Genomic DNA, 25,661 nt, shown 5'->3' with positions numbered 1-25,661 from the left:
GTCACCCAGGGATCAGCCCGTCTCCGCTCAGCATCTCCCTGACCTCCTCCAGACTCGCGTCCGGCGACGGCAGGATCAGTTCCGACGGTTCCAGGGAGTCGTCCGGGAGCGGGGAGCCCAGACGGCGGACCTCCGCGAGCAGCGCCGCCAGGGTGCGGCGGAAGCCGGCCTCGTCGCCGTGCTGCATCTCCGCGAGCAGCTCGTCGTCCAGCTTGTTCAGCTCGGTGACGTGGGCGTCGTCCAGCCGCACCTGACCCTCACCCATGATCCGCACGATCATGTCGCCCTCCTGAAGGGGTGAGACCGGCTCACTGCTTGTCGAAGCGTGGGGTGTCCTGCGGCTGGGACTGGTTCTGACCCTGCCCGGTGCCGCCCTCGAGCGCCTGCCGCTGGTCGGAGGAGCCCCCGGCCAGCTCCGCCTTCATGCGCTGCAGCTCCAGCTCCACGTCCGTACCGCCGGAGAGCCGGTCCAGCTCGGCCTGGATGTCGTCCTTGGCCATGCCGGAGGGGTCGTCCAGGGCACCGGAGGCCAGGAGCTCGTCGATCGCGCCGGCGCGGGCCTGGAGCTGGGCCGTCTTGTCCTCGGCGCGCTGGATCGCCAGGCCGACGTCGCCCATCTCCTCGGAGATGCCGGAGAACGCCTCGCCGATCCGGGTCTGGGCCTGGGCCGCCGTGTACGTCGCCTTGATGGTCTCCTTCTTCGTGCGGAAGGCGTCCACCTTCGCCTGCAGCCGCTGGGCCGCCAGTGTCAGCTTCTCCTCCTCGCCCTGCAGGGTCTGGTGCTGGGTCTCCAGGTCCGTCACCTGCTGCTGGAGCGCCGCGCGCCGGGACAGCGCCTCGCGGGCCAGGTCCTCGCGGCCGAGCGCGAGCGCCTTGCGGCCCTGGTCCTCCAGCTTCGACGACTGCTGCTGGAGCTGGTTGAGCTGGAGCTCCAGGCGCTTGCGGGAGGTGGCCACGTCCGCCACACCACGGCGGACCTTCTGCAGCAGCTCCAGCTGCTTCTGGTACGAGTAATCGAGGGTCTCGCGCGGGTCCTCGGCCCGGTCAAGGGCCTTGTTCGCCTTCGCGCGGAAGATCATCCCCATACGCTTCATGACACCGCTCATGGGCTTCGCGCGCCCCCTTCTGACCGACTCCGGCTCACAGCTCTGCGACAGAACCCACAGTACGGGCCCTGCATCCATTACCGCACTGTTCGGGAACGGATGCGGTCATCCCCAAGGACGACTGCGTACGGTCCCGCTCCGGCGTAGGGAGTAGGTGTCCCCCGGGCTTACGTACGGGAGGACGCCGGGTTTCCCTCAGCCACCCTGTGGAAGAACGTCGGCGGTCTTCCCCTCACGGCCGCCTCGTACCCGTGGAGACGAGCGGTGTTGCCGGATCGTTCCCCGCGGGGCTGGGGTCCATGCCCGATGACCCCGTACCCTTGGGTTTCGTGTTCCGTAGCCGTGCCAAGGAAGAGAAGGCCCCGACCGCCGACAAGGCGCCGGTGACCGTCTCCAAGCAGCCCCGTGACCCGCAGGCCCCGAAGGGCAGGCCCACGCCGAAGCGCAGTGAGGCCCAGTCCCAGCGGCGCAGCGTCGCCAACACCTCGATGTCGCGCAAGGACGCCGCCAAGCGGCAGCGCGAGGAGCGCCGCGTCGCGCTGGAGAAACAGCGGCAGGCGCTGGCCGGCGGGGACGAGCGGTATCTGCCTGCGCGGGACAAGGGCCCGGTCCGCAGGTTCGCCCGCGACCACGTCGACTCCCGGCTCAACGTGGCGGAGTTCTTCCTGCCGATGGCCGTGGTCATCCTCGTGCTGAGCGTGGTGCGGGTGGGTGCGCTGCAGTCGATCGCGCTGCTGCTGTGGCTGGTCGTGATCGTGGCGATCGTCATCGACTCGATCATCTCCGCGTTCCGTCTGAGGAAGCGGCTCGCTGAGCGCTTCCCCGACCAGAACAAGCGCGGCGCGGTCGCCTACGCGCTGATGCGCTCCCTGCAGATGCGCCGGCTCCGGCTGCCGAAGCCGCAGGTCAAGCGCGGAGAGCGGCCCTGAGCACGACGGCCTTCTCCGGGGGCGCGGACGCCTGGCTGAGCAAGCTCGGCGCTCTGCGTGATGTGGTACGGCAGGAGCTGGTGGCCCGGCATCTGGACGAGCAGATAGCCGGGCGGTTCCCGGTCGGGCAGCGGCTGCGGGTGCTCGACGTGGGCATGGGCCAGGGGACGCAGGCGCTGCGCCTGGCCCGGGCGGGGCATCAGGTGACCGGGCTCGAGCAGGACGAGAAGATGATCGCCGTCGCCCGCGAGGCGCTCGCCGGTGAGCCGGAGGGCATCCGGGAGCGGATGCGGATCATCGAGGGCGACGGCCGGGACACGGGCGTGCACTTCCTGCCGGGCAGCTTCGACGTGGTGCTCTGCCACGGCGTGCTGATGTACGTGGAGGAGCCGGACGCCCTGCTGGCGGGGCTCGCCCGCGTGCTGGCTCCCGGTGGGCTGCTCTCCCTGCTGGTGCGGAACGGGGACGCGCTGGCGATGCGGCCGGGCCTGTCCGGTGACTGGCCGGGCGCGCTGGCCGCGTTCGGCACCGTGTCCTACACCAACCGGCTCGGCCTGGAGGTGCGCGCGGACCGGTTGGAGGCGTTGACCGCGACGCTGGCGGGGATCGGGGCACCGCTGCACGCCTGGTACGGGGTGCGGGTCTTCACCGACACGGCGGCGGACGACGCGGAGGTTCCCGCCGACGTCGAGACGCTGCTGGCCGTGGAGGAGCGGGCCGGCAGGACCGATCCGTACCGCGGGGTCGCGGCGTTGCTGCATCTGTGCGGGGTGCGCGGCTGAACGGGTGGCTCCGCCACAAGACCTTTCGGCAACGCGGATGGGGTCCCCCTGCTCGCAGAGCCCGGTGAGTGAGTGCCGGGCGTCGCGAGCCGGGCGCCCATGGTGTTCGGGGCTCCGAGAGCGGGGCGGTCCCGTTCGGGTGATCACCGGGGGCAGGGCCGCCGGCCCTTGGCGAGACTCGGGGCATGGACGCTTCCCGGACCCGTGCGCCGCGCCGGCTGTGCGCCGCGCTCCTCGTGTGCTGTCTGCTCCCGCTCGGCGGCTGCACCACCGGCTCCGGGAACCCGTCCCGGCGGGAGGACACGGCGGCCGGTGACCTGCAGAGCGAGTACCAGCGGGTCATCAAGGACGTGCTGCCGTCCGTCGTGCAGATCCGGACGGGCAACGCGCTCGGGTCCGGCGTGGTCTACGACGGCAGGGGACACATCGTCACCAACGCGCATGTGATCGGGCACGAACGGGTGTTCCAGGTGACCGTCGCCAACAGCGAGCGGCCGCTGACCGCCCGGCTCGTCTCCTCGTACCCGGAGCAGGACCTCGCCGTCATCCGGCTGGACAGGGTGCCGCGCGGGCTGCGGGCGGCCTCGTTCGGGGACTCGGCCAAGGTCGAGGTGGGGCAGGTCGTACTCGCCATGGGCTCCCCGCTCGGGCTGTCGTCGAGCGTGACGCAGGGGATCGTGTCGGCGACCGGACGGACCGTCAGCGAGGGCGGCGGCGACGGCGGCGGTACGGGCGCCACCATCGGGAACATGGTGCAGACCTCGGCGGCGATCAACCCGGGCAACAGCGGGGGCGCGCTGGTCGACCTCGGCAGCCGGGTCATCGGCATTCCCACGCTCGCCGCGGTCGACCCGCAGCTCGGGGGCGGTGCGGCACCCGGCATCGGGTTCGCGATCCCGGCGTCCCTGGTGAAGACGGTCGCCGACCAGATCATCAGGACCGGGCATGTCACCGACTCCGGGCGCGCGGCCCTGAACATCACGGCCCGCACGGTGGTGAACGACTCCTACCAGCCGGCCGGGGTCGCGGTGGTCGACGTCAAGAGCGGGGGCGCGGCCGACCGGGCGGGGCTGAGGGCCGGCGACGTCATCGTCGAACTCGGCGACACGCGCATCACCACGGTGACGTCCCTGGCGCAGGCACTGGCCGGTGACAGACCGGGGCAGCGGACGACGGTGACGTTCCTGCGGGACGGGCACCGGAAGAGGGTGGACGTCACCCTGGGCGAGCAGTAGGCAGACGGGCGAGGGCCGGGCCCCCGCCCCCGTGCCGGTGGACTACTGCTCGGCGTGCAGGCTCATCGGCCCGTAGACCTCCGTGCCGTCCTCGAACAACCGGACCTGGTCGGCTCCTCCGGCGAGCAGTTCCTTCCAGTGCTCCCCGATCCAGGACTCGGCGTCCCCCTGTGTGGTGAACTCCTCGGGCGCGACCGCGGGCTGGACCTCCGTTCCGTCGGCCTTCTCGAACCGCCACGTCCATGGCACCATCTACGCCTCCACGATGTGAGCACCTGCGAACCGGGGGCCGGATCTCGGTCCGGCTCGTGTGTCGAGCCTAGCCGGATGGGCAAGACCTGCGGGGACCCGGGAAAATCGGGTCCGTGGAACTCACTGTGCTCGGTACCGGTGCCCCGCTCGGACTCCCCCGGCCCGGCTGTCCCTGCGCGGCCTGCGCGCGGGCGCTCGGGCCCGCGGCGCGGGCGGCGACCTCCCTGCTCGTGGACGGGGCGCTGCTGCTCGACCTGACGCCGGGCGCGGCGTTCGCGGCCGCGCGTGCCGGGCGGTCGCTGACGGGCGTACGGCAGGTGCTGCTCACGCACCCGCACGACGGTCCCCCGGTGGAGGTGCCGGCGGGCCTGCCGCAGCCCGGGAGGGTGCCGGACGGGCGGGAGTTGGCGCTGCTGACGGGGCACCGGGTGCGGGCGCTCGCGATGGACGCGCCGGGCACGGGGTACGCGGTGACCGGCCCGGACGGGATGCGGCTGCTGTATCTGCCGCCGGGCGCGGCGCCCGCGGGGCTCGCGGGGCCGGTGGAGCCGTACGACATGGTGGTGGCCGATGTCGTGGGGCGGCCGGACGCGCTGGCGAAACTGCGGGCGGTGGGGGCGCTCGGGCCGGCCACGGACGTCGTCGCCGCCCATCTGGACCATGAGGTGCCGCCGGGCGCCGAGCTGGCGCGGCGGCTCGCGGCGGCGGGGGCGCGGGCGGTGCCGGACGGCGCGCTGCTGGCCGTCGGCGCCGCTGAGGACGTACCGGACGTCCCCCGGCGCACCCTGGTGCTGGGCGGGGCGCGGTCCGGCAAGTCGGTCGAGGCGGAGCGGCGTCTGGAGGCGTTCCCGGACGTGCTGTACGTGGCGACGGGCGGGTCGCGGGGCGGGGACACGGAGTGGGCGGCGCGGGTGGCCGCGCACCGGGAGCGGCGGCCCGGGTCCTGGCGCACCGCCGAGACCTGCGATCTCGTACCGCTGCTGAAGGAGGACGGGCCGCCGCTGCTGATCGACTGTCTGTCGCTGTGGCTGACGGACGGGATGGACGCGGTGAACGCCTGGGACGACGCGGAGTGGACGGCCGGTGGCGAGCGGGAGCTGCGGGCGCGGGTGGACGAGCTGGCGGCGGCGGTCCGTGAGACCCGGCGCACGGTCGTCGCCGTGTCGAACGAGGTGGGCTCCGGTATCGTCCCGGCGACCGCGTCCGGCCGCCGCTACCGCGACGAACTCGGCCGTCTGAACGCGGCGTTCGCGGCCGAGTGCGAGCATGTGCTGCTGGTGGTGGCCGGGCAGGCGCTGACGCTGCGCGGATGACGGACAAGGGGTGCTCTCGCGCACTCCGTGGGCGCGGGTGGCGCCTTGGCGTTCGATCTCTGCCGGTACTGTTCGGCGAATGAGCTCGCTTAATCTCGACGACTTCACCGATCTGATCGAGCGCCCCGACGGCGGGGTGCGCCGCGACGCGGAGGCGCGCCGGGAGCGTCAGATCGTTCCGCCCGGGGCCCTGGGTCGCCTGGACGACCTGGGTGAGTGGTTGGCGGCGGCGCAGTCGGCCGTGCCGGTGCGGCCGATCGAGCGGCCGCGCGCGGTGTTGTTCGCGGGCGACCACGGGGTCGCCTCGCTCGGCGTGTCGGCGCGGCCCGCGGGCGGCGCCGACCGGCTGGTGCGGGCGGTGCTTCAGGGAGCCGGCCCGGTGTCGATCCTGGCGCGGCAGCTGGACGTGCCCGTGCGGGTGGTCGACATGGCTCTCGACTGCGACCCGGAGGAGCTTCCGGCGGACGTCGTACGGCATCGGGTGCGGCGCGGCAGCGGGCGCATCGACGTCGAGGACGCCTTGACCCTTCAGGAGGCGGAGGCCGCGCTCCGGGCCGGTGTCGCGGTCGCGGACGAGGAGGCGGACGCCGGGACGGACCTGGTGGTCCTCGGCGATGTGAGCGTCGGCGGGACGACGCCGGCGGCCGTGCTGATCGCCGCGCTGTGCGGGACCGACGCCTCCGTGGTGACCGGGCGCGGAGGCCTCGCGATCGATGACCTGGCGTGGATGCGCAAGTGCGCGGCGGTCCGGGACGCGCTGCGGCGGGCCCGGCCCGTGCTCGGCGACCAGTTGCAGCTGCTGGCGGCGGTGGGCGGTGCCGATCTGGCCGCGATGACCGGTTTCCTGCTGCAGTGCGCGGTGCGCAAGACGCCGGTGATCCTGGACGGGGTCGTGTCGGCGGCGTGCGCGCTGGTGGCGCAGCGGATCGCGTTCCGGGCGCCGGACTGGTGGCTGGCGGGCCAGGACAGCGGGGAGCCGGCCCAGGCGAAGGCGCTGGACCGGATGGCCCTGGAGCCGCTGCTCGACCACGGTGTGACGGTCGGTGAGGGAGTCGGGGCCCTGCTCGCGCTGCCCTTGGTGCAGGCCGCCGCCGCCCTGGCGGCGGAGCTCCCGGAGAAGCCCGCGGAGGCCGACGGCAAGGAGTGAACCGGCCCGTTTCTGCCTTGAACCGCTCCCCCGCACGCCCCCAGGCGCCCCATATCATCGCCCTTCATGGGAGATGCCCGATTTAGCGTGGAACGGGAACGCTCGGTTCGGCCTGGGGGCGGGGGGCGGGTCTCCCGGCGGGCCGCCGCGTTCGCCGTCTGGTACCTGCGTGCCGTCACGTTCGTCAACTTCCTCTCCGCCGTCTGGGTCTCCTTCGGGCAGGACGTGCGACGGCACAACCAGGAGAACCTCTTCACGCCGTACCTGCTGACCGCGGGTTTCGCCTCCGGCGTGTTCACGATGTTCCTGGCCGTCACCATGCGGCGCCGCAAGCGGGCCGCGTGGATCCTCAACCTGGCGCTCAGCGGCCCGTTCCTGCTGCTGTTCGCGTTCGCCATGACCTTCCCGGAGATCCGGCGGTACGCCCAGAACTGGATCTCCCTGGTCCTCACCACGGCCTTCGCCGGCGCGCTCGTCGTCGGCCGGCGCGAGTTCTACGCCAAGGGCGACCGGTCCAACCCGCGGCTCGCCGCCGCCGTCGCCGCCGTCGGTCTGCTCAGCACCTCGCTGCTGGCCGCGCTCGTGGTCACCGTCACCAACACCGCGCGGGACGCCCACCGTTCGACCTTTGCGGAGCGCTGGCGCTACGGCACCCTGCGCCTGGTCTCGGTCACCGTCGACGACTCGCACTACCCGGGGATCGCCACCCCCAACTGGGTGAACGTCACCATCAACGTCTTCAGCACGCTGCTCGTCCTCGCCGTCCTGTACGCCGCCTTCCGCTCCCGGCGTGCCGTGGACCCGATCACCGAGGACGACGAGAAACGCCTGCGGGCCCTGCTCGAACGGCACGGTGAACGCGACTCCCTCGGCTACTTCGCGCTGCGCCGCGAGAAGAGCGTCATCTGGTCGCCCACCGGCAAGGCGGCCGTCGCCTACCGGGTCGTCGGCGGCGTCTCGCTCGCCTCCGGCGACCCGCTCGGCGACCCGGAGGCCTGGCCCGGCTGCATCGAGCCCTGGCTCGCCGAGGCCCGGGCGCACGGCTGGATCCCGGCCGTGATGGGTGCGAGCGAGGAGGCCGGGACCGTCTACGCGCGGCACGGGATGGACGCCCTGGAACTCGGTGACGAAGCCGTCGTGGACGTCGGCGAGTTCACCCTCGAGGGGCGGGCCATGCGCACCGTCCGCCAGGCCTGCAGCCGGGTCCGGCGCGCCGGGTATTCGGTCCGCATCCGGCGTCACGCGGACATTCCCGCCGCCGAGATGGCGTTCCTGCTGCAGAAGGCCGACGACTGGCGCGACGGGGCCACCGAACGCGGTTTCAGCATGGCGCTGGGCAGGCTCGGCGACCCGGAGGACGGGCAGTGCGTGATGCTGGAGTGCACGGACGGTGCGGGCCGGTTGCGGGCACTGCTGTCCTTCGTGCCATGGGGACCGCACGGCCTGTCCCTGGACCTGATGCGGCGCGACCGGGACTCCGACAACGGCCTGATGGAGTTCATGGTCATCGAACTGCTGCGCGGCGCCCGGGAGATCGGGATCACTCAGGTCTCGCTCAACTTCGCCATGTTCCGCTCCGTCTTCGAACGTGGTGCACGGCTCGGCGCCGGACCGGTGCTCAGGCTGTGGCGTTCGCTGCTCAGCTTCTTCTCGCGCTGGTGGCAGATCGAGTCGCTGTACCGGGCCAACGCGAAGTACCGGCCCATCTGGGAACCCAGGTTCCTGCTCTTCGAGAAGAGCGCGGACCTGCTGCGCATCGGCGTCGCCTCGGCGCGCGCCGAGGGGTTCCTGGGGGGCCTGGCGTCGGATTCCCGTCGTCCGCCCGGAGGGCGGGCCCTGCGGCGTCCGGTGCGTGCGATCGCAAGGCGCCGGAACTGCCTCGACGGGGGTCCCCCCTGCTCGAGCGGAGCCGAGAGCTCGGGGGAGGAGCCACGTGGGCGCTTCGGCGACGCGGCGTGAGGGTCCCCCCTGCTCGAAGGGCTTGGGGGCGTGCGTGCCGGGCGCCGCGGGGCGGGCGGGAATCCGGCGCCGGGCCCCGCGGCACCGGGGCTGCCGAAGTGGCTGCACCGCACGTACTTTCAGTCGCACAGGTGAGGAGCACGGGGGACGTGATGAGCGCCGGGGACGTGACGAGCGCCGGACAGATGCGGACCGCTGGATGAACGCCCTCGTCCGCCTGGTCGGCGCCGAATGGGGACCGCCGTACGTCACCGTGCGCCGGGCCCTCGCGCGACGCAGCTGGCGGGCACTGCCGATGACGCTCACGGCCGTGTGCCTCACCTCGGTCCTGCAGTTCGCGCAGAACCAGCCGTGGGGCTTTGGGTTCGTGCAGCGCATCGGGTCCGTACGGGCCGAGGAACCGCTGCACATCGCCCTGTTGCGCACCCCGCTCTCCCTGTTCGTACCGGCTCTCGACCTGCCGGTGTGGGGGGCGCTGCTGCAGATGCTGTTGGTATTCGGGACCGCCGAGGTCTGCCTGGGCCGGCGGCGCACCCTCGTCATCGCCTACACGGCGACGCTGGCCGGCACCCTGTACGCGCGCGTGGGCATCGGGCTCGGCCCGCACCATCCGCTGGGGCTGCCCGCGACGGACGCTCAGGTCGTCGACACCGGGCCGTCGGCGGCGGTGATCGGGCTGGCCCTGTTCCTGTGCTGGCGGTACGGCGCCCGCGTCACGGGAGGCGTGGTCACCGCGGCCATGGTCGTGGAGCTGCTGGTGAAGGACAACCTCGCGGGCAAGGAGCACATCGCGGCGATCGGGGCGGTGGCGTTGCTGTGCCGGGTGTCGGAGCTGCGTGAGCAGTCCCTGGCGGGTGCCTGGTTGCGTGATACCCGGGGGTGAGGCGGGATGGGGCGCCGGCCCGGCCAGCTACGCTGCCGCCGTGTCCAGGATCCCGCCCGCCCATGGTCTCCGTTTCGCCTTCGGCACCCTCACCGTGCTCCCCGTCAAGGTCACCCGGTGGGACCGGGACGCCGCGCGGGAGGGAATGCTGTGGGCGCCTCTCGCCGGAGTGGTCGTCGGGGGGATCGCCGGGCTGGTCGGGGCGGCGATGGTCACGCTGGGGGCCGGAGCCCTGCTCGCCGCCGTGGGCTGCGCCGCCGTGCCCGCCGTGCTCACCCGGGGGCTGCATCTGGACGGGCTGGCGGACACCGCCGACGGGCTCGGGAGCGGCAGGCCGGCCGAGGACGCCTTGCGGATCATGAAGCAGTCCGACATCGGACCGTTCGGTGTGATCACGCTGCTGTTCGTGCTGTCGGCCCAGGTGGCGGCGCTCGCGCAGGCGTACGGCCACTCCTGGGAGCGGGGTGCCCTCGCGGCGGTCGTCTCGGCGACGGCGGCCCGCGTGGCCCTCACCCTGGCCGCGCGCGACGGCATACCGGCCGCCCGGCCCGAGGGGCTGGGGGCCGCGGTCGCGGGCGTGGTGCCGGCGGGCGGTGCGCTGGCGGTGGGCATCGCCGTCGCCGTGGCCGCGGCGGCCGGGGGCGCTCTCCTCGGTGCGTACGACTCCGCCCGTACGGCCTTCGCGGTCGTCGTCGCCGTCGCCGTCGCCGAACTGCTGCTGCGGCACTGCGTGCGCCGCTTCGGCGGGGTCACCGGTGACGTCTTCGGCGGGCTCGCCGAGACCGCCGCGACGGCGGCGCTCGTCGTGCTGTCACTGGGCTGAGCAGGCTGCCGCCAGGTCCGGCAGGACGTACTCCGCCGAGCGCTCCGCTCGTCGAGCGCCGGCGGATCCGCACGCCGCAGGAGGCGGGCTCCGGGAGGTGCGGGACCGTGCCCGGCGGCCGTCGCGGACGCCGGGCGCCACAGAAACCGGCCACCGCGCGTAGGCTCGGGGCGGGTGTTTCCCCACCCAGGTGAAGACCGGACGAGCACAGCGATCTAGGGTCGGTTCCCGGGCCGGTCGACCCCACCCGTTCGGCCACCTGAAACTCAACTGGAAGCGAGATTTCACCACCGTGACTGCTCTCACTCTCAGCACCGCCGCCGCGGCCGGCCTGCGCGCCGACGCGATCGTGGTCGGTGTCGCGAAGGGCGCTGAAGGCCCGGTCGTCGCACCGGGCGCCGAGGCCGTGGACCAGGCGTACGACGGCAGGCTCGCCGCCATCCTGCAGACCCTGGGCGCCTCGGGCGCCGAGGGCGAGGTGACGAAGCTGCCCGCGCCCTCCGGCTTCAAGGCTCCCGTCGTGGTGGCGGTGGGCCTCGGTGCCGAGCCGGACAAGGACGAGACGTTCACCGGCGAGGCGCTGCGCCGCGCCGCCGGATCCGCGGCCCGCGCGCTCGCCGGCTCCAAGAAGGCCGCCTTCGCCCTGCCCATCACGGACGCCGCCGACGCCGGTGTCATCGGCGAGGGCGCACTGCTCGGCGCCTACTCCTTCGACACGTACAAGGAGAACGGCGGGAACGGCCGGAACGCCAAGAACGGCAAGGGCCCGCTCGCCGAGGTCGCCCTGCTCGGCGGCAAGCCCCGTGACAAGGCGTACAAGGCGGCCGTGCAGCGCGCCGTCGCCGTCGCCGAGGAGCTCAACCGCGCCCGCGACCTGATCAACACCCCGCCGAACGACCTGAACCCGGCGACCTTCGCGGCACTCGCGCAGACGGCGGCCAAGGAGCACGGCATCAAGGTGCAGGTGCTCGACGAGAAGGCACTGGCCAAGGGCGGCTACGGCGGCATCCTCGGCGTCGGCGCGGGCTCCGCCTCCGCTCCCCGCCTGGTGAAGCTGTCGTACACGCACTCCAAGGCGAGCAGGCACCTGGCCTTCGTCGGCAAGGGCATCACCTACGACTCGGGCGGCATCTCGCTGAAGCCGGCCGGTCACAACGAGACCATGAAGTGCGACATGTCCGGCGCGGCGGCGGTCTTCGCCGCGGTCGTGGCCGCCGCCCGCCTCGGTCTCGAGGCGAACGTCACCGGCTGGCTCGCCCTCGCCGAGAACATGCCGTCGGGCTCCGCGACCCGTCCCGGTGACGTGCTGCGCATGTACAGCGGCAAGACGGTCGAGGTCCTCAACACGGACGCCGAGGGCCGGCTGGTCCTCGCGGACGCGCTGTGGGCGGCCTCGGAGGAGAGCCCGGACGCGATCGTGGACGTCGCCACCCTCACCGGCGCGATGATGCTGGCGCTCGGCAGCCGCACCTTCGGGGTCATGGCGAACGACGACGCGTTCCGCACCGCGGTCCACGAGGCGGCCGAGGAGGTCGGCGAGGACTCCTGGCCGATGCCGCTGCCGGAGCACCTGCGCAAGGGCATGGACTCCCCCACGGCCGACATCGCCAACATGGGCGAGCGGATGGGTGGCGGTCTGGTCGCCGGCCTGTTCCTGCGGGAGTTCGTCGGCGAGGGCATCACCTGGGCCCACCTCGACATCGCGGGCCCGGCGTTCAACGAGCAGGCCCCGTTCGGCTACACGCCGAAGGGCGGCACGGGCTCGGCGGTGCGCACGCTGGTCCGGCTCGCGGAGCTGGCGGCCGCCGGCGACCTGGGCTGATCGCGGCACACACCGACGAGGGCGGCCCCTGGACCGGAGCGGTCGGGGGCCGCCCTCGTCAGCGCTCGGGGCGTTACGCCCTCGACGAAATCCGTACCGCCCGCCGAGGCCGCGACCCTGCGACGTGACGGATCAGACGTCTCACACACCGGCCCCGCGTCTCGGTGGCCGCCGACAAGTGCAAAGATGGGGTCTCGGCAGGACAGGGCCCCACCGAAGGGCCGAAGCATCAAGCGGCCGGACACCAGCCGCCTGCCGGTCACCGACGACCGGCGCACGGCGCACATGCATGGAGGACGTGACGTGGCGAACGACGCCAGCACCGTTTTCGACCTAGTGATCCTCGGCGGCGGTAGCGGTGGTTACGCCGCGGCCCTGCGCGGGGCGCAGCTGGGCCTGGACGTCGCCCTGATCGAGAAGGACAAGGTCGGCGGCACCTGCCTGCACCGGGGCTGCATCCCCACCAAGGCCCTGCTGCACGCGGGCGAGATCGCCGACCAGGCCCGCGAGAGCGAGCAGTTCGGTGTCAAGGCCTCCCTCGAGGGCATCGACATCGCGGGCGTGCACAAGTACAAGGACGAGGTCGTCTCGGGCCTGTACAAGGGTCTGCAGGGCCTCGTCGCCTCCCGCAAGGTGACCTACATCGAGGGTGAGGGCTACCTGTCCTCCCCGACCTCCGTCGACGTGAACGGTCAGCGCGTCCAGGGCCGCCACGTCCTGCTCGCGACCGGCTCCGTACCGAAGTCGCTGCCGGGCCTTCAGATCGACGGCAACCGCATCATCTCCTCCGACCACGCCCTCGTCCTGGACCGCGTGCCGCAGTCCGCGATCATCCTGGGCGGCGGCGTCATCGGCGTCGAGTTCGCCTCCGCGTGGAAGTCCTTCGGCTCGGACGTCACCGTCATCGAAGGCCTCAAGCACCTCGTCCCGGTCGAGGACGAGAACTCCTCCAAGCTGCTCGAGCGCGCCTTCCGCAAGCGCGGCATCAAGTTCAACCTGGGCACCTTCTTCCAGAAGGCCGAGTACACCCAGGACGGTGTCAAGGTCACCCTCGCCGACGGCAAGGAGTTCGAGGCCGAGGTCCTCCTCGTCGCCGTCGGCCGCGGCCCGGTCTCCCAGGGCCTCGGCTACGAGGAGGCCGGGGTCGCCATGGACCGCGGCTACGTCCTCGTCGACGAGTACATGCGCACCAACGTCCCGACCATCTCCGCCGTCGGCGACCTGGTCCCCACCCTCCAGCTCGCCCACGTCGGCTTCGCCGAGGGCATCCTGGTCGCGGAGCGTCTGGCCGGCCTGAAGACCGTCCCGATCGACTACGACGGCGTGCCGCGGGTGACGTACTGCCACCCGGAGGTCGCCTCCGTCGGCATCACCGAGGCCAAGGCCAAGGAGATCTACGGCGCGGACAAGGTCGTCGCCCTGAAGTACAACCTGGCGGGCAACGGCAGGAGCAAGATCCTGAAGACCGCGGGCGAGATCAAGCTCGTCCAGGTCAAGGACGGTGCCGTGGTCGGCGTCCACATGGTCGGCGACCGCATGGGCGAGCAGGTCGGCGAGGCCCAGCTGATCTACAACTGGGAGGCGCTGCCGGCCGAGGTCGCCCAGCTCATCCACGCCCACCCGACGCAGAGCGAGGCGCTCGGCGAGGCCCACCTGGCCCTGGCCGGCAAGCCGCTGCACGCGCACGACTGACCCTCGGTCGACGAACGCGACGACACAGACTTCCGCTTCCCCCGGTTCTCGACTCCGCTCGAACCGGGGGAGACCCCATCCGTAAGGAGCAACCGAAACCATGGCGGTTTCCGTAACCCTTCCGGCGCTCGGCGAGAGCGTCACCGAGGGCACTGTCACCCGCTGGCTGAAGGCCGAGGGCGAACGCGTCGAGGCCGACGAGCCGCTGCTCGAGGTCTCGACCGACAAGGTCGACACCGAGATCCCGGCGCCGGCTTCGGGCGTGCTGTCCTCCATCAGGGTCGCCGAGGACGAGACGGTCGAGGTCGGTGCCGAGCTGGCCGTCATCGACGACGGTTCCGGTGCGCCCGCGGCCGCCCCGGCCCCCGCCGCCGAGGCCGCTCCGGCTCCGGCGCCCACCGAGACGGCCGCTCCGGCCGCGCAGACCCCGGCCGCCCCCTCCACCCAGCAGGCCGCCCCGGCTCCGGCCCCGACCGCCGAGGCCACCGCCGGTGCCGGCACCGCGAAGGGCACCGAGGTGGTCCTGCCCGCGCTCGGCGAGTCCGTCACCGAGGGCACCGTCACCCGCTGGCTGAAGTCGGTCGGCGACACCGTCGAGGCCGACGAGCCGCTGCTCGAGGTCTCCACGGACAAGGTCGACACCGAGATCCCGGCGCCCACCTCCGGTGTGCTGCTCGAGATCGTCGTCGGTGAGGACGAGACCGCCGAGGTCGGCGCGAAGCTCGCCGTCATCGGCGCCCCGGGTGCCGCTCCGGCTCCGGCCGCCCCCGCCCCGGCTCCGGCGCCCGCCGCCCCGGCTCCGACCCCCGCCCCGGCTCCCGCCGCTGCCGCCCCGGCTCCGGCCCGGCCCGCGCCTCCGGCCCCCGCGCCGGCCGCGCCCGCGCCCACCCCGGCCCCGGCTGCTCCGGCCGCCGCCCAGCCGACCGACGAGGGTGCCTACGTGACCCCGCTGGTGCGCAAGCTCGCCGCCGAGAACGGCGTCGACCTGTCCACCGTCAAGGGCACCGGCGTCGGCGGCCGTATCCGCAAGCAGGACGTCATCGCCGCCGCCGAGGCCGCGAAGGCCGCAGCCCCGGCTCCGGCCGCCGCCCCGGCCGCGAAGGCCCCGGCGCTCGAGGTCTCCCCGCTGCGCGGCCAGACCATCAAGATGCCGAGGATCCGCAAGGTCATCGGTGACAACATGGTCAAGGCCCTGCACGAGCAGGCCCAGCTGTCCTCGGTGGTCGAGGTCGACGTGACCCGCCTGATGAAGCTGCGGGAGCGGGCGAAGGCCTCCTTCCAGGCACGCGAGGGCGTCAAGCTCTCCCCGATGCCGTTCTTCGTCAAGGCCGCCGCCCAGGCGCTGAAGGCCCACCCGGTCATCAACGCCCGGATCAACGAGGCCGAGGGGACCATCACCTACTTCGACACCGAGCACATCGGTATCGCGGTGGACTCCGAGAAGGGCCTGATGACCCCGGTCATCAAGAACGCCGGTGACCTCAACATCGCCGGTATCGCCAAGGCCACCGCCGATCTGGCGGGCAAGGTCCGGGCCAACAAGATCACCCCGGACGAGCTGTCCGGTGCGACCTTCACCATCTCCAACACCGGTTCGCGCGGTGCGCTGTTCGACACGATCATCGTGCCGCCGGGCCAGGTCGCGATCCTCGGCATCGGCGCCACGGTCAAGCGCCCGGCCGTCATCGAGACGGAGGAGGGCACGGTCATCGGCGTCCGCGACATGACCTACCTGACCCTCTCCTACGACCACCGCCTGGTGGACGGCGCCGACGCGGCCCGTTACCTGACGGCGGTCAAGGCGGTCCTGGAGGCGGGCGAGTTCGAGGTCGAGCTCGGCCTCTGATCCCCTCAGGGACACGGTTGTACGGTGCCCCCGTCCGGAGCTCTCCGGGCGGGGGCACCGTGTTTGCCGGATGTAAGCCTCGTCTCACCTGCGCGAAAGCGTCGGTATGCGCCCTTCCCCCGAGCCCCGTCAGCCGTATTGTCTAAACGTCAACGCCCCCGGGGGCCAGTGGGCCCCTTTCTAAGGAGCCCTTCATGACCGCGCCCGTCGTCCACTCGCTGCGCGAACAGATCCGCGAGCACATCGTGGAGGGGATCGTCAGCGGTCGCTGGAAGCCGGGCGAGCGGATCGTGGAGCGGCGGATCGCGACCGAGCTGGAGGTCAGCCAGACGCCGGTGCGCGAGGCGCTGCGGGAGCTGGAGTCGCTGCGGCTGATCGAGTCGGCGCCGAACAAGGGCGTACGGGTGCGGAACCTGACGGCGGCCGACCTGGAGGAGAGCTACCCGGTCCGGGCCGGTCTGGAGGCGATCGCGGCGGAGCTGGCGGCGCAGCGGCTGGCGGAGGACTGCTCGGCGCTGGAGCCGCACGTGGCCGCGCTCTACGAGGCGGACCGCAGGTCGGACGGTACGGCGCAGGTACGGCACACGGTCGCCTTCCACCGGGAACTGGTCCGCGCGGCCGGCAACTCGGTGCTGCTGCACACCTGGGAGGGCCTGGGCATCGAGGTCTTCACAGCCCTGTCCATCCGCTGGCTGGGCACGGTCCAGCAGTCGTACGCGGAGGAACACGAGGAACTGGTGCAGGCGTTCAAGCGCCGCGACCCGGGGATCGCCGAACTGGTGAAGGCCCACGTGCTCGGCTGCGCGCCGCGGGCGTGAGCGGGCGGACCCACCCTGAACACCCGAGCGAGTTCCCGCTCGAACGCGCTCCGACCTGCCAAAAGCTCGAGCCACAGCGTCACCCGGTGCCACCACCCACGGCACCCCGTGCCGACTTTCTCGTGATCAAGAGGTTTTGCCCCTCAACCCTTTGATCGATCATCGATCAGGGAGTTACAGTCCCCGATGGACTCTCACCAGAGCCCACGCCCTGTCCTGCCAAAGACCTGGGGCACCCCCCGGCCCTTACCGATAAGGGCACCCCCTTCGACTGAGGAAGGCGGCGACATGACCGACCCCCACGCCATCCAGCCGAGCGAGCTCGACCAGCTCCCGGACCGCGACCCGGAGGAGACCGCCGAATGGCAGGCCTCCCTGGACGCCGTCGCCGAGGCGGCCGGGCCGCACCGTGCCGCGTACCTGATGCGCCGCACGCTGGAGCGTGCCGAAGGGGCCGGCATCGCGCTGCCGAAGCTCCTCGAGACCGACTACGTCAACTCCATCCCCACCGCCGCCGAGCCGTCCGTGCCCGGTGACGAGGAGATGGAGGCCCGGATCACCGCCTGGAACCGCTGGAACGCGGCGGCCATGGTGACCCGCGGCAGCAAACACGGCGTCGGCGGCCACATCGCCACCTTCGCCTCCGCCGCCTGGCTGTACGAGACCGGCTTCAACCACTTCTTCAAGGGCAAGGAGGGCGACGGCTCGGGCGACCAGCTCTACATCCAGGGCCACGCCTCCCCCGGCATCTACGCCCGCGCCTTCCTCGACGGCCGCCTGACCGAACAGCACCTGGACAACTTCCGCCAGGAGGCCGGCGGGAACGGCCTGCCGTCCTACCCGCACCCGCGCCGCCTGCCCTGGCTGTGGGAGTTCCCGACGGTGTCGATGGGCCTCGGCCCGCTCTCCGCCATCTACCAGGCGCGCTTCAACCGCTACCTCACCAGCCGCGGCATCAAGGACGTCTCCGCCTCGCACGTGTGGGCGTTCCTCGGCGACGGCGAGATGGACGAGCCGGAGTCGACCGCGGCCCTCGCGCTCGCCGCCCGTGAGGAGCTGGACAACCTCACCTTCGTCATCAACTGCAACCTGCAGCGCCTCGACGGCCCGGTCCGCGCCAACTTCAAGATCGTGCAGGAGCTGGAGGCCCAGTTCCGCGGCGCCGGCTGGAACGTCGTCAAGACGCTGTGGGGCACCGCCTGGGACGAGCTGTTCGCGCTCGACACCACGGGCGCGCTGGTACGCCGCCTGCGCGAGGTCCCGGACGCGCAGGTCCAGACGTACCAGACCCGCGACGCCGCCTACATCCGCGAGGACTTCTTCGGCAAGGACCCCGCGCTCGCCGAGATGGCGAAGCTGCTGGGCGACGACAAGATCATCGAGTGCTTCCACTTCTCCCGCGGTGGTCACGAGGCACGCAAGGTCCACGCCGCCTACAAGGCCGCCCTGGAGCACAAGGGCGCGCCGACCGTGATCCTGGCCCAGACGGTGAAGGGCCACACCCTCGGTGAGGGTTTCGCGTCGAAGAACGCCAACCACCAGATGAAGAAGCTGACGGTGGACGAGTTCAAGGCGATGCGCGACCGCCTCGGCCTGCCGATCAAGGACGGCGACTTCGTCGACGGCGTGGTCCCCTACGGCCACCCGGGCGCCGACTCCCCCGAGGTCCGCTACCTCCAGGAGCGCCGCGCGGCCCTCGGCGGCCCGGCCCCGGCCCGCCGGGTCCACCCGGTGGCCCCGCTGCCGGCTCCCGCCGGCAAGGCCTTCGCCGCCTTCGACAAGGGCTCCGGCTCCCAGAACGTGGCCACGACCATGGCGTTCGTCCGCCTGGTCAAGGACCTGGTCCGCGACAAGGAGACGGGCAGGCGCTGGGTGCCGATCGTCCCGGACGAGGCACGCACCTTCGGCATGGAGTCGCTCTTCCCGTCCCTCGGCATCTACTCGCCCAAGGGTCAGACGTACGAGCCGGTCGACCGCGACCAGCTGATGTACTACAAGGAGGCCGAGAACGGCCAGATCCTCAACGAGGGGATCACCGAGGCCGGTTCGATGGCCGACTTCATCGCCGCATCCACGTCGTACGCGACGCACGGCGAGGCGATGATCCCGTTCTACATCTTCTACTCGATGTTCGGCTGGCAGCGCACCGCCGACCAGATGTGGCAGCTCGGCGACCAGCTCGGCCGCGGCTTCCTCGTCGGCGCGACGGCCGGCCGTACCACGCTGACCGGTGAGGGCCTGCAGCACGCGGACGGCCACTCCCCCGTCATCGCCGCGACCAACCCGGCGGCGCTGACGTACGACCCGGCGTTCGCGTACGAGATCGCGGTCATCGTCAAGGACGGTCTGCGCCGTATGTACGGCGAGGCGGCCCCGGGCGAGGACCAGAACGTCTTCTACTACCTCACCGTCTACAACGAGCCGCTGCCACAGCCCGCGAAGCCGGCCGCTCCCGGCATCGACGAGGGCATCGTCAAGGGCCTGTACCGCTTCAACACGGCGGAGTCCGCGGGCGTGACCGTTCCGGCCAACGCCCCGCGCATCCAGCTCCTCGGCTCCGGTACGGCGATCCACTGGGCGCTGAAGGCGCAGAAGCTGCTCGCCGAGGAGTGGGGCGTCGCGGCGGACGTGTGGTCGGCGACCTCCTGGACGGAGCTGCGGCGCGACGCCCTGGACGCGGACGCGGCGCTGCTGCGGGGCGAGGAGCGGGTGCCGTACGTGCGCCGGGCGCTCCAGGGTGTCGAGGGCCCGGTGCTGGCCGTCTCCGACTACATGCGCCAGGTCCCGGACCAGATCGCGCAGTGGGTGGAGCAGGACTGGTCCTCGCTGGGCGCCGACGGCTTCGGCCTCTCGGACACCCGTGAGGCGGCCCGCCGCCACTTCGGCGTCGACGCCGAGTCGATCGTGGTCGCGTCCCTGGCCCAGCTCGCGAAGCGCGGCGAGGTCAAGGCGGCGGCCGTGAAGGAGGCCCGGGAGAAGTACGGCCGGTAAGGCCCCGGGAAGTCCGGGAGGGGGTACGGCGGTCTCGCCGCACCCCCTCTCTCTTGCCATACCCCCTGTCAGTGGTCCCCGGCATGATGAACCCATGCGTGCCGCCCGTCTGATCAAAATGGTGCTGCTGCTCCAGGCCCGGCCCTCCATGACCGCCGCCGAGCTGGCGAAGGAGCTGGAGGTGTCGGAGCGGACCGTCGCCCGGGACGCCCGGGCGCTGTCGGAGGCGGGGATCCCGGTGTACGCGGACCGGGGGCGGGCCGGCGGGTACCGGCTCGTCGGCGGGTACCGCACGCGGCTGACCGGTCTCGCCCGCAGCGAGGCCGAGGCGCTCTTCCTGAGCGGCGTACCGGGCGCGCTGCGCGAGATGGGCCTTCAGGACGCGGCCTCGGCGGCCCGGCTGAAGGTGTCCGCGGCCCTCCTCCCCTCCCTGCGTGACGCGCCGCGCACGGCGGCGCAGCGGTTCCATCTGGACGCGCCCGACTGGTTCAGGGAGCCCGAGAAGCCCGCCCTGCTCCCGGCGGTCGCGGACGCCGTGTGGGACGACCGCCCCGTCACCGCCTGCTACCGGCGCGGCGAGGAAGTGGTCGAGCGCGAACTGGAGCCCCACGGGCTCGTGCTGAAGGCGGGCGTCTGGTACCTGTGCGCGCGGACCAGTGAGCCCCGGGGGCGCGCCGGTGTCGAGGGTGCGTGGGAATCCCCCCTCCCCGGGCGAAGTCGAGAGCTCGGGGAGGCGCGGAGGCCCGAGGGACCGAGCACGGTCGCGTCCCCGACACCGGCCCAAGCGCCCCGGAGCCGGGCCGTACGGGGCGAGGGGCACAGCTCCTTCCGGGTGTACCGCGTCGACCGTTTCACGGCCGTGGACGTGGGCGGGGAACACTTCGCCCGGGACGAGGAGTTCGACCTGCCGGCCTTCTGGGCGGAGCGCGCCGAGCAGTTCGCCCGGTCGCTCCTGCGGGCCGAGGTCCTGGTGCGGCTGTCCGAGGACGGCGTCCGAAGACTGCCGTACGCCGTCGGCCGCACCTCGGCGCGGGAGGCGCTGCGCGAGGCGGGCGCCCCCGACGAGCGCGGCTGGGTGACCGCGACCCTGCCCGTGGAGTCCGAGGAGGTCGCGTACACGCAGCTCACGGCGCTGGGCCCGGAGGTCGAGGTGCTGTCGCCCGAGGGGCTGCGTGCGCGTTGCGCGGGCGCCGCTCGGCGGCTCGCGGATCTCTACGGCCCCTGACGTCCCGGCGTACTCCGCGTGCGCCCCTTGCGCCGAGGGCAGATGCTGGTCCCGTGATGGACGAGACGGAGTTCTGGGACCTGGTGGACGCGAGCCGCGAGGCCGCCGAGGGCGACCCCGAGGAACAGGCCGACGTGCTCGTCGAGCGGCTGCTGACCCTTGACCCGGAGGCGGTCCTGGACTTCGCCCGGCACTTCGAGTCCCGGTTCAACCGCTCCTACCGCTGGGACCTGTGGGGTGCCGCCTGGGTGCTGCTCGACGGGGCCAGCGACGACGCGTTCGACTCCTTCCGGTGCTGGCTGATCGGCCAGGGCCGGGATGCCTTCGAGGGCGCTCTGCACGATCCCGACTCGCTCGCCGACCTGCTGGAGGACTTCGACGAGGACATCGACGGCGACGGCGAGGAACTCGGCTACGCGGCGGACGAGGCGTACGAACAGCTCACCGGCACCGAGACACCCGACCTGGGCATCCCGCCCGCGCCGGCGGAGCCGGAGGGCACATCGTTCGACCTGGAGAACGACTCCGTGCTGGCCGAGCGCTACCCGAGACTCTGGGACCGTTTCCGGTCCTAGTGCCGCAACAGGCACTGGGTCTGTTTCCCGCGCTCTTCCGTGGTCTGTCGGACCGCGCCTCGGGCCGCGCGCCTGCAGGTCGGGGCCGAGGGCGGAAAGGCCTGTGCCCGGCCGACGTCCGGGAGGCGGGGGTGCGGCGCCTGACCGGGCTTCGCCGCGTGGTGGAGCCGTGCCCTGTCGGCCTGGTCCAGCGCGGACGCCGTGGCGGCGGCCGGGGCCAGGACGACCGTGACGGCCACGCAGAGCACCGTCCACGGGTCACGCGCGGCCCCCGCCCAGGTGTCCGGCTCCGCCGTCCTCGTCTGCGTACGGCTGCTGCTCATGGTCCCGCCTCCGGTCGGCTGGTGCCGGCACCGTGGGCCGTCGGGTTCTCAGGACCCCGCGGTCGGCCTGTGGTGCTGCTGTGGACCGGGCCGCGGCGGACCGGAGCAGCGGGTCATGAGGAGCCGTCACTTCCTGCCCTGGAGGTGGGCCGCCTTCTGTCTGATCGACGGGAGCAGGGCGGCGAGGGCCGCGCCGGGGCAGTCCGTCCTGTAGCCGTCGTTGTGGCCGGCGAGGGCGGGCAGCAGGACGGCGCTGCCCGCCGGGTAGCGGCTCTGGCCGTTGCTGGAGACCAGCTTGACCTTGCTGCGCGGGTCGACGTCCGCGAGGCCCAGTTTCCAGGCGGCCAGGGCGGTGATCGCGTCGGTCATCGCCTTGGGCACGGGCACGCCCTGGGAGAAGGTGCCGATGGCGGCGATGCCCGAGGTACGGTGGTTGAAGCCCTTGGTGTGGGCGCCGGTGACGGGCCGTTCGACGCCGCCCGCGCGGCCCTCGTAGATCGTGCCGCACCGGTCGACCAGGAAGTTGTAGCCGATGTCGTCCCAGCGGCGGTAGCCGGTCTGGCCGGCGTAGAGGGCCCGGATGATGCGGGGTGTGTCGGCGCAGTCGTACTGGTTGGGCGAGGCGGTGTGGTGCACGAACACGGCGACGACCTTGTCGTCGTACCGTGGCGCCGGCCGGCTCCCGGCGCCCGCCTCCGGCTCCGCCCAGGCGGACCTCGGCAGGATGCGCGGCCTGGGTGCCGTGTGCAGGACGGCGGAGCGGGCGCCGGCGGGCCGCTGGGGCGGTACCTCGACCGGGGTCTCGGCCGCCAGGGTCCCGATCACCAGTGCGGCACCGGCGGTGAGTCCGGGCAGACAGCCGACCAGCAGCAGGACGACGCCGGAGATCCGCACCGCACGGAGCGAACGGAGCGGGCGTCTCCTGTCCCTTCGTGATCTTCGGAAGACACGCATGGACCCACTGTCCATCCCCGCCGCCGCGTCCGCGATGTGTGGTGTGCCACCCGGTGGAACCATCGTCCCGGTCCAGGACGTTTTCCCCAGTGCGCGCCGCGCGGTTCCCCCGGGCGACCGCACCGCCGGGCAGGGGTCCGGTGGTGGTCTTCCGGGTGATGCAGCGCAGGTCGACGCGCGCGGGGCCGATTTCCGGCGCCACGCGCGCGGTGCTGATCATTGGGCCCCCGCTGCGCGTACTAAGGGGTCCAAGAGAAAGGCGGCTTCGTGGACCTGCTCGACATCCTGCTGATGCTGGTCGTCCTGGCCTACGCGGCGTCCGGCTACCGGCGCGGACTGGTGGCCGGCTGTGTCTCCCTGGCCGGTTTCGTGGGCGGCGCGGTCGTCGGTGTGTGGATCCTGCCCTGGGTGATGCATCTGGTGACGCGGGGGACGACCGCGGCGACGGTGACGGCGGTGTTCACGGTGCTGGTCCCGGCGGCGATCGGCCACGAGTTGGCGGGCCGGCTCGCCATGAGGCTGCGGCGCGAGATGGACCACGGACCGCTCAGGGTGGCCGACGGGATCGGCGGGGCGGCGGCGAACTCACTGGCGGTGCTGATCGTGGCGTGGGTGGCCGCGAGCGTCCTCGGCGCCTCCTCCTCACCGCTGGTCACCGAGGCGATCCGGGACTCACGGCTGCTGGGCGCCGTGCAGAGCGTGATGCCGGACACCACCCCCACCTGGTTCTCGCGCGCGACCTCCGCGCTCACCCAGGCGGGATTCCCCCAGGTCTTCAACCCCTTCGAGAACGAGCCGACGGCCACGGTGGCCAAGCCCTCCGGGGACAACGTCACGCCGAGCGCGACGAACGCCGCCAAGCTCAGCACGGTCAAGATCGAGGGGGCCTCGGGCGTCCAGGGCCGCGAGGGCAGCGGGTTCGTGTACACGGCGCGGCATGTGATGACCAACGCCCACGTGGTGGCCGGCATCGACCACCCGACCGTGCGCGTGGGCGGCGTCGGCCCGGCATACGCCGCACGAGTGGTGCTCTTCGATCCGGACCGGGACGTGGCCGTGCTGTACGTGCCGGACCTGCGGGCGCCCGTGCTGCGCTTCGACGACAGCGCCAAGCGCGGCGACGCGGCCGTGGTCGCGGGCTATCCCCAGGACGGCGACCTGACGCTGCGGGCCGCCACGGTCGCGAACAGGATCCGGGCGACGGGCCAGAACATCTACAGCACGGACACCGTCACCCGGGAGATCTACTCCATCCGCTCGACCGTGCTGCCCGGGAACTCCGGCGGCCCGCTGCTCACCACCGACGGCGAGGTGTACGGCGTGGTGTTCGCCCGGTCCACCTCCGACCAGGAGACGGGGTACGTGCTGACGGCGGACGAGGTGGCGGGTGACGCCCGGCGCGGGGCGACCGCCACGACGCCGGTGGACACGGGTGAGCTCGTCACGTCCTGACCACCGTGGGCGTCACAGGGAGCGCCCCATGAACACGTCGTCGACGTACTCACCCTCGATCAGGAACTCCCCCGGCAGGATGCCCTCCACCACGAAGCCCTCGGACTCGTAGAGCCCCCGGGCGGGGGTGTTGTGGCCGAGGACGCGCAGGGTGATGCGGCGCGCGCCGCGGCGGCGGGCCTCGTCCTGGGCGGCCCGCAGCAACGCCCGGCCCACGCCGGCGCCGCGTGCCTCATCGGCGACGGCCAGGCCCTGGATCTGCCGGACGTGGGAGTTGCAGGGGAGCGAGGTCGGGAACCCGAGCCGGATGTAGCCGACGAGGGTGCCGCCGAGTTCCGCGACGAGGTGGTCCCTCGGCCCGAAGCGCTCGTCGTAGAAGGGCTGGTACGGCGGCCGGGGGCGGGGCTGGACGGCGTGCCGCGGGGACCAGGTCTCCCGGTCGAGCCGACCGAGCGCGTCCTCGTCGTCGAGTGTGGCGAGACGTATGTACGCAGCGGGCATGAAGGTCACTGTACGGCGGGGTACGCATGTCCTGACCGAGGTTTCAGGCGGCGCGGGACAGGATGGATTTCATGGAACTCTCAAGAATCGCCGTGGCCGGTGCCTCCGGTCTCATCGGCGGTGCCCTCATCCGGTCGCTGGTCGCGGAGGGGCACGAGGTGGTGCGCCTGGTGCGTCGCGCCGCCCGGGGCAAGGACGAGGTCCGCTGGGATCCGGAGGGGCGGTACGTCGACACGGCCGGGCTGGCCGGGTGCGACGCGGTGGTCAACCTGGCGGGGGCCGGTGTCGGCGACCACCGTTGGACGGACGCGTACAAGAAGACGCTGCGGGACAGCCGGGTGCTCGGTACGGCGGCGCTCGCGGAGGCCGTCGCCTCCATGCCCGAGCCGCCGCGTGTTCTGGTGAACGCCAGTGCGATCGGCTACTACGGCGAGACCGGGGACCGGACGGTCGACGAGGAGGCCCCGCCCGGGGACGGCTTCCTGCCCCGGTTGTGCGTGGAGTGGGAGGAGGCGACGGCCCCCGCGCGGGAGGCGGGCCTACGGACGGTGCTCCTGCGCACGGGGCTGGTGGTGGCCCGTGAGGGCGGCGCGTGGGGACGGCTGTTCCCGCTCTTCCGGGCGGGGCTCGGCGGGCGGATGGGAGACGGGCGCCAGTACTGGTCGTTCATCTCGCTGTACGACGAGGTGGCGGCGATCCGTCATCTCCTCGGCGCCGAGGGGCTGTCCGGGCCGTTCAACCTCACGGCTCCCGAACCGCTGACGAACCGTGAGATCACGGCGGCCATGGGGCGGGTGCTGCATCGGCCGACGCTCTTCCAGGTGCCCGCGCCCGCACTGCGGCTGGCGCTCGGCGAGATGGCGGGGGACGTCCTCGGCAGCGCCCGCGTGGTGCCGAGACGGCTGCTGGAGTCCGGGTTCTCGTTCACCTTCCCCGGGATCGAGGACGCGTTGCGGGCGGCGCTCCGGCAGTGATCCGACGACCCGGCGGCGGCACGAGACCTTTCGTGTTCGACCATATGCGACCGCTGTGC

Annotated in this window: 23 protein-coding genes; 17 read left to right on the top strand and 6 right to left on the bottom strand. The window is 72.6% G+C overall.

What is annotated here, in order from left to right; translation table 11 throughout:
- Position 1: 1 nt before the first annotated feature.
- Both pspAA and AC5WS8_RS14180 read right to left on the bottom strand, forming a co-directional pair.
- Positions 2 to 280: a PspA-associated protein PspAA gene (gene pspAA, locus AC5WS8_RS14185; protein ID WP_496103719.1), complete on the bottom strand. Its 279-nt coding sequence runs from the start codon at positions 278 to 280 to the stop codon at positions 2 to 4.
- A gap of 28 nt (positions 281 to 308) precedes the next feature.
- Positions 309 to 1,106 (bottom strand): PspA/IM30 family protein, encoded by a 798-nt coding sequence (locus tag AC5WS8_RS14180; RefSeq protein WP_103843867.1) that lies wholly within the window; start codon positions 1,104 to 1,106, stop codon positions 309 to 311.
- A 299-nt stretch (positions 1,107 to 1,405) separates the two neighbouring features.
- Here AC5WS8_RS14180 and AC5WS8_RS14175 point away from each other — a divergent pair, with 299 nt between their 5' ends.
- The 3 genes from AC5WS8_RS14175 to AC5WS8_RS14165 all read left to right on the top strand — a co-directional run bounded on the left by AC5WS8_RS14175 (position 1,406) and on the right by AC5WS8_RS14165 (position 4,052).
- Positions 1,406 to 2,035 (top strand): DUF3043 domain-containing protein, encoded by a 630-nt coding sequence (locus tag AC5WS8_RS14175; RefSeq protein WP_496103718.1) that lies wholly within the window; start codon positions 1,406 to 1,408, stop codon positions 2,033 to 2,035.
- An 80-nt stretch (positions 2,036 to 2,115) separates the two neighbouring features.
- A complete protein-coding gene (locus AC5WS8_RS14170) occupies positions 2,116 to 2,817 on the top strand; it encodes a class I SAM-dependent methyltransferase (RefSeq protein ID WP_496103717.1) in 702 nt (233 codons plus the stop codon).
- A gap of 185 nt (positions 2,818 to 3,002) precedes the next feature.
- Positions 3,003 to 4,052: a S1C family serine protease gene (locus AC5WS8_RS14165; protein WP_496103716.1), complete on the top strand. Its 1,050-nt coding sequence runs from the start codon at positions 3,003 to 3,005 to the stop codon at positions 4,050 to 4,052.
- Positions 4,053 to 4,094: 42 nt separating this feature from the next.
- Here the strand turns inward: AC5WS8_RS14165 and AC5WS8_RS14160 are convergent, their stop codons facing one another.
- Entirely contained in the window at positions 4,095 to 4,304 is a 210-nt protein-coding gene (locus AC5WS8_RS14160; protein WP_496103715.1) for a hypothetical protein, read from the bottom strand.
- A 113-nt stretch (positions 4,305 to 4,417) separates the two neighbouring features.
- Between AC5WS8_RS14160 and AC5WS8_RS14155 the strand changes: the two genes are divergently transcribed.
- From AC5WS8_RS14155 to AC5WS8_RS14100, 12 genes are all read left to right on the top strand, one after another.
- Positions 4,418 to 5,617 (top strand): bifunctional adenosylcobinamide kinase/adenosylcobinamide-phosphate guanylyltransferase, encoded by a 1,200-nt coding sequence (locus AC5WS8_RS14155; RefSeq protein WP_496103714.1) that lies wholly within the window; start codon positions 4,418 to 4,420, stop codon positions 5,615 to 5,617.
- Positions 5,618 to 5,696: 79 nt separating this feature from the next.
- Positions 5,697 to 6,764, top strand: a complete 1,068-nt coding sequence (cobT, locus tag AC5WS8_RS14150) for a nicotinate-nucleotide--dimethylbenzimidazole phosphoribosyltransferase (RefSeq protein ID WP_496103713.1) — start codon at positions 5,697 to 5,699, stop codon at positions 6,762 to 6,764.
- Positions 6,765 to 6,830: 66 nt separating this feature from the next.
- The gene (locus AC5WS8_RS14145; protein WP_496103712.1) at positions 6,831 to 8,723 is read left to right on the top strand and encodes a phosphatidylglycerol lysyltransferase domain-containing protein; all 1,893 of its coding nucleotides are present in this window, start codon (positions 6,831 to 6,833) and stop codon (positions 8,721 to 8,723) included.
- 199 nt (positions 8,724 to 8,922) lie between these two features.
- On the top strand, positions 8,923 to 9,606 hold the full coding sequence (locus AC5WS8_RS14140) for a hypothetical protein (protein ID WP_496103711.1): 684 nt from the start codon (positions 8,923 to 8,925) through the stop codon (positions 9,604 to 9,606).
- Between the two features lie 40 nt (positions 9,607 to 9,646).
- Positions 9,647 to 10,429, top strand: coding sequence for an adenosylcobinamide-GDP ribazoletransferase (locus AC5WS8_RS14135; protein ID WP_496103710.1), 783 nt, complete (start codon positions 9,647 to 9,649; stop codon positions 10,427 to 10,429).
- 292 nt (positions 10,430 to 10,721) lie between these two features.
- Positions 10,722 to 12,251 carry a leucyl aminopeptidase gene (locus tag AC5WS8_RS14130; RefSeq protein ID WP_496103709.1) on the top strand — a complete coding sequence of 510 codons (1,530 nt, stop codon included), beginning with the start codon at positions 10,722 to 10,724 and terminating at the stop codon, positions 12,249 to 12,251.
- A gap of 303 nt (positions 12,252 to 12,554) precedes the next feature.
- Positions 12,555 to 13,943, top strand: a complete 1,389-nt coding sequence (gene lpdA / locus AC5WS8_RS14125) for a dihydrolipoyl dehydrogenase (protein ID WP_496103708.1) — start codon at positions 12,555 to 12,557, stop codon at positions 13,941 to 13,943.
- A 100-nt stretch (positions 13,944 to 14,043) separates the two neighbouring features.
- Entirely contained in the window at positions 14,044 to 15,789 is a 1,746-nt protein-coding gene (gene sucB, locus AC5WS8_RS14120; RefSeq protein WP_496103707.1) for a 2-oxoglutarate dehydrogenase, E2 component, dihydrolipoamide succinyltransferase, read from the top strand.
- Positions 15,790 to 15,983: 194 nt separating this feature from the next.
- Positions 15,984 to 16,607, top strand: coding sequence for a GntR family transcriptional regulator (locus AC5WS8_RS14115; protein ID WP_496103706.1), 624 nt, complete (start codon positions 15,984 to 15,986; stop codon positions 16,605 to 16,607).
- A 288-nt stretch (positions 16,608 to 16,895) separates the two neighbouring features.
- On the top strand, positions 16,896 to 19,598 hold the full coding sequence (gene aceE / locus AC5WS8_RS14110) for a pyruvate dehydrogenase (acetyl-transferring), homodimeric type (RefSeq protein WP_496103705.1): 2,703 nt from the start codon (positions 16,896 to 16,898) through the stop codon (positions 19,596 to 19,598).
- A 94-nt stretch (positions 19,599 to 19,692) separates the two neighbouring features.
- Entirely contained in the window at positions 19,693 to 20,823 is a 1,131-nt protein-coding gene (locus AC5WS8_RS14105) for a helix-turn-helix transcriptional regulator (protein WP_496103704.1), read from the top strand.
- A 56-nt stretch (positions 20,824 to 20,879) separates the two neighbouring features.
- Complete coding sequence (locus AC5WS8_RS14100) at positions 20,880 to 21,398, top strand: DUF4240 domain-containing protein (RefSeq protein WP_496103915.1); 519 nt, start codon at positions 20,880 to 20,882, stop codon at positions 21,396 to 21,398.
- Here the strand turns inward: AC5WS8_RS14100 and AC5WS8_RS14095 are convergent.
- Together AC5WS8_RS14095 and AC5WS8_RS14090 are read right to left on the bottom strand one after the other, a co-directional pair.
- Positions 21,395 to 21,721 (bottom strand): hypothetical protein, encoded by a 327-nt coding sequence (locus tag AC5WS8_RS14095; protein ID WP_496103703.1) that lies wholly within the window; start codon positions 21,719 to 21,721, stop codon positions 21,395 to 21,397. The genes AC5WS8_RS14100 and AC5WS8_RS14095 overlap by 4 nt on opposite strands.
- Positions 21,722 to 21,847: 126 nt before the next feature.
- Complete coding sequence (locus AC5WS8_RS14090) at positions 21,848 to 22,615, bottom strand: peptidoglycan recognition protein family protein (protein WP_496103702.1); 768 nt, start codon at positions 22,613 to 22,615, stop codon at positions 21,848 to 21,850.
- A gap of 327 nt (positions 22,616 to 22,942) precedes the next feature.
- Between AC5WS8_RS14090 and AC5WS8_RS14085 the strand changes: the two genes are divergently transcribed.
- On the top strand, positions 22,943 to 24,127 hold the full coding sequence (locus AC5WS8_RS14085; protein ID WP_496103701.1) for a MarP family serine protease: 1,185 nt from the start codon (positions 22,943 to 22,945) through the stop codon (positions 24,125 to 24,127).
- Between the two features lie 12 nt (positions 24,128 to 24,139).
- Here AC5WS8_RS14085 and AC5WS8_RS14080 read toward each other — a convergent pair whose 3' ends face one another.
- Positions 24,140 to 24,628, bottom strand: a complete 489-nt coding sequence (locus AC5WS8_RS14080; protein WP_496103700.1) for a GNAT family N-acetyltransferase — start codon at positions 24,626 to 24,628, stop codon at positions 24,140 to 24,142.
- A 71-nt stretch (positions 24,629 to 24,699) separates the two neighbouring features.
- On the opposite strand from AC5WS8_RS14080, the gene AC5WS8_RS14075 reads away from it, so the two are divergent.
- Positions 24,700 to 25,602, top strand: coding sequence for a TIGR01777 family oxidoreductase (locus AC5WS8_RS14075; RefSeq protein ID WP_496103699.1), 903 nt, complete (start codon positions 24,700 to 24,702; stop codon positions 25,600 to 25,602).
- Positions 25,603 to 25,661 lie beyond the last annotated feature (59 nt).

The organism is Streptomyces sp. PTL18, from assembly GCF_059510295.1.
This window is presented reverse-complemented; position numbering and strand designations above follow the sequence as displayed.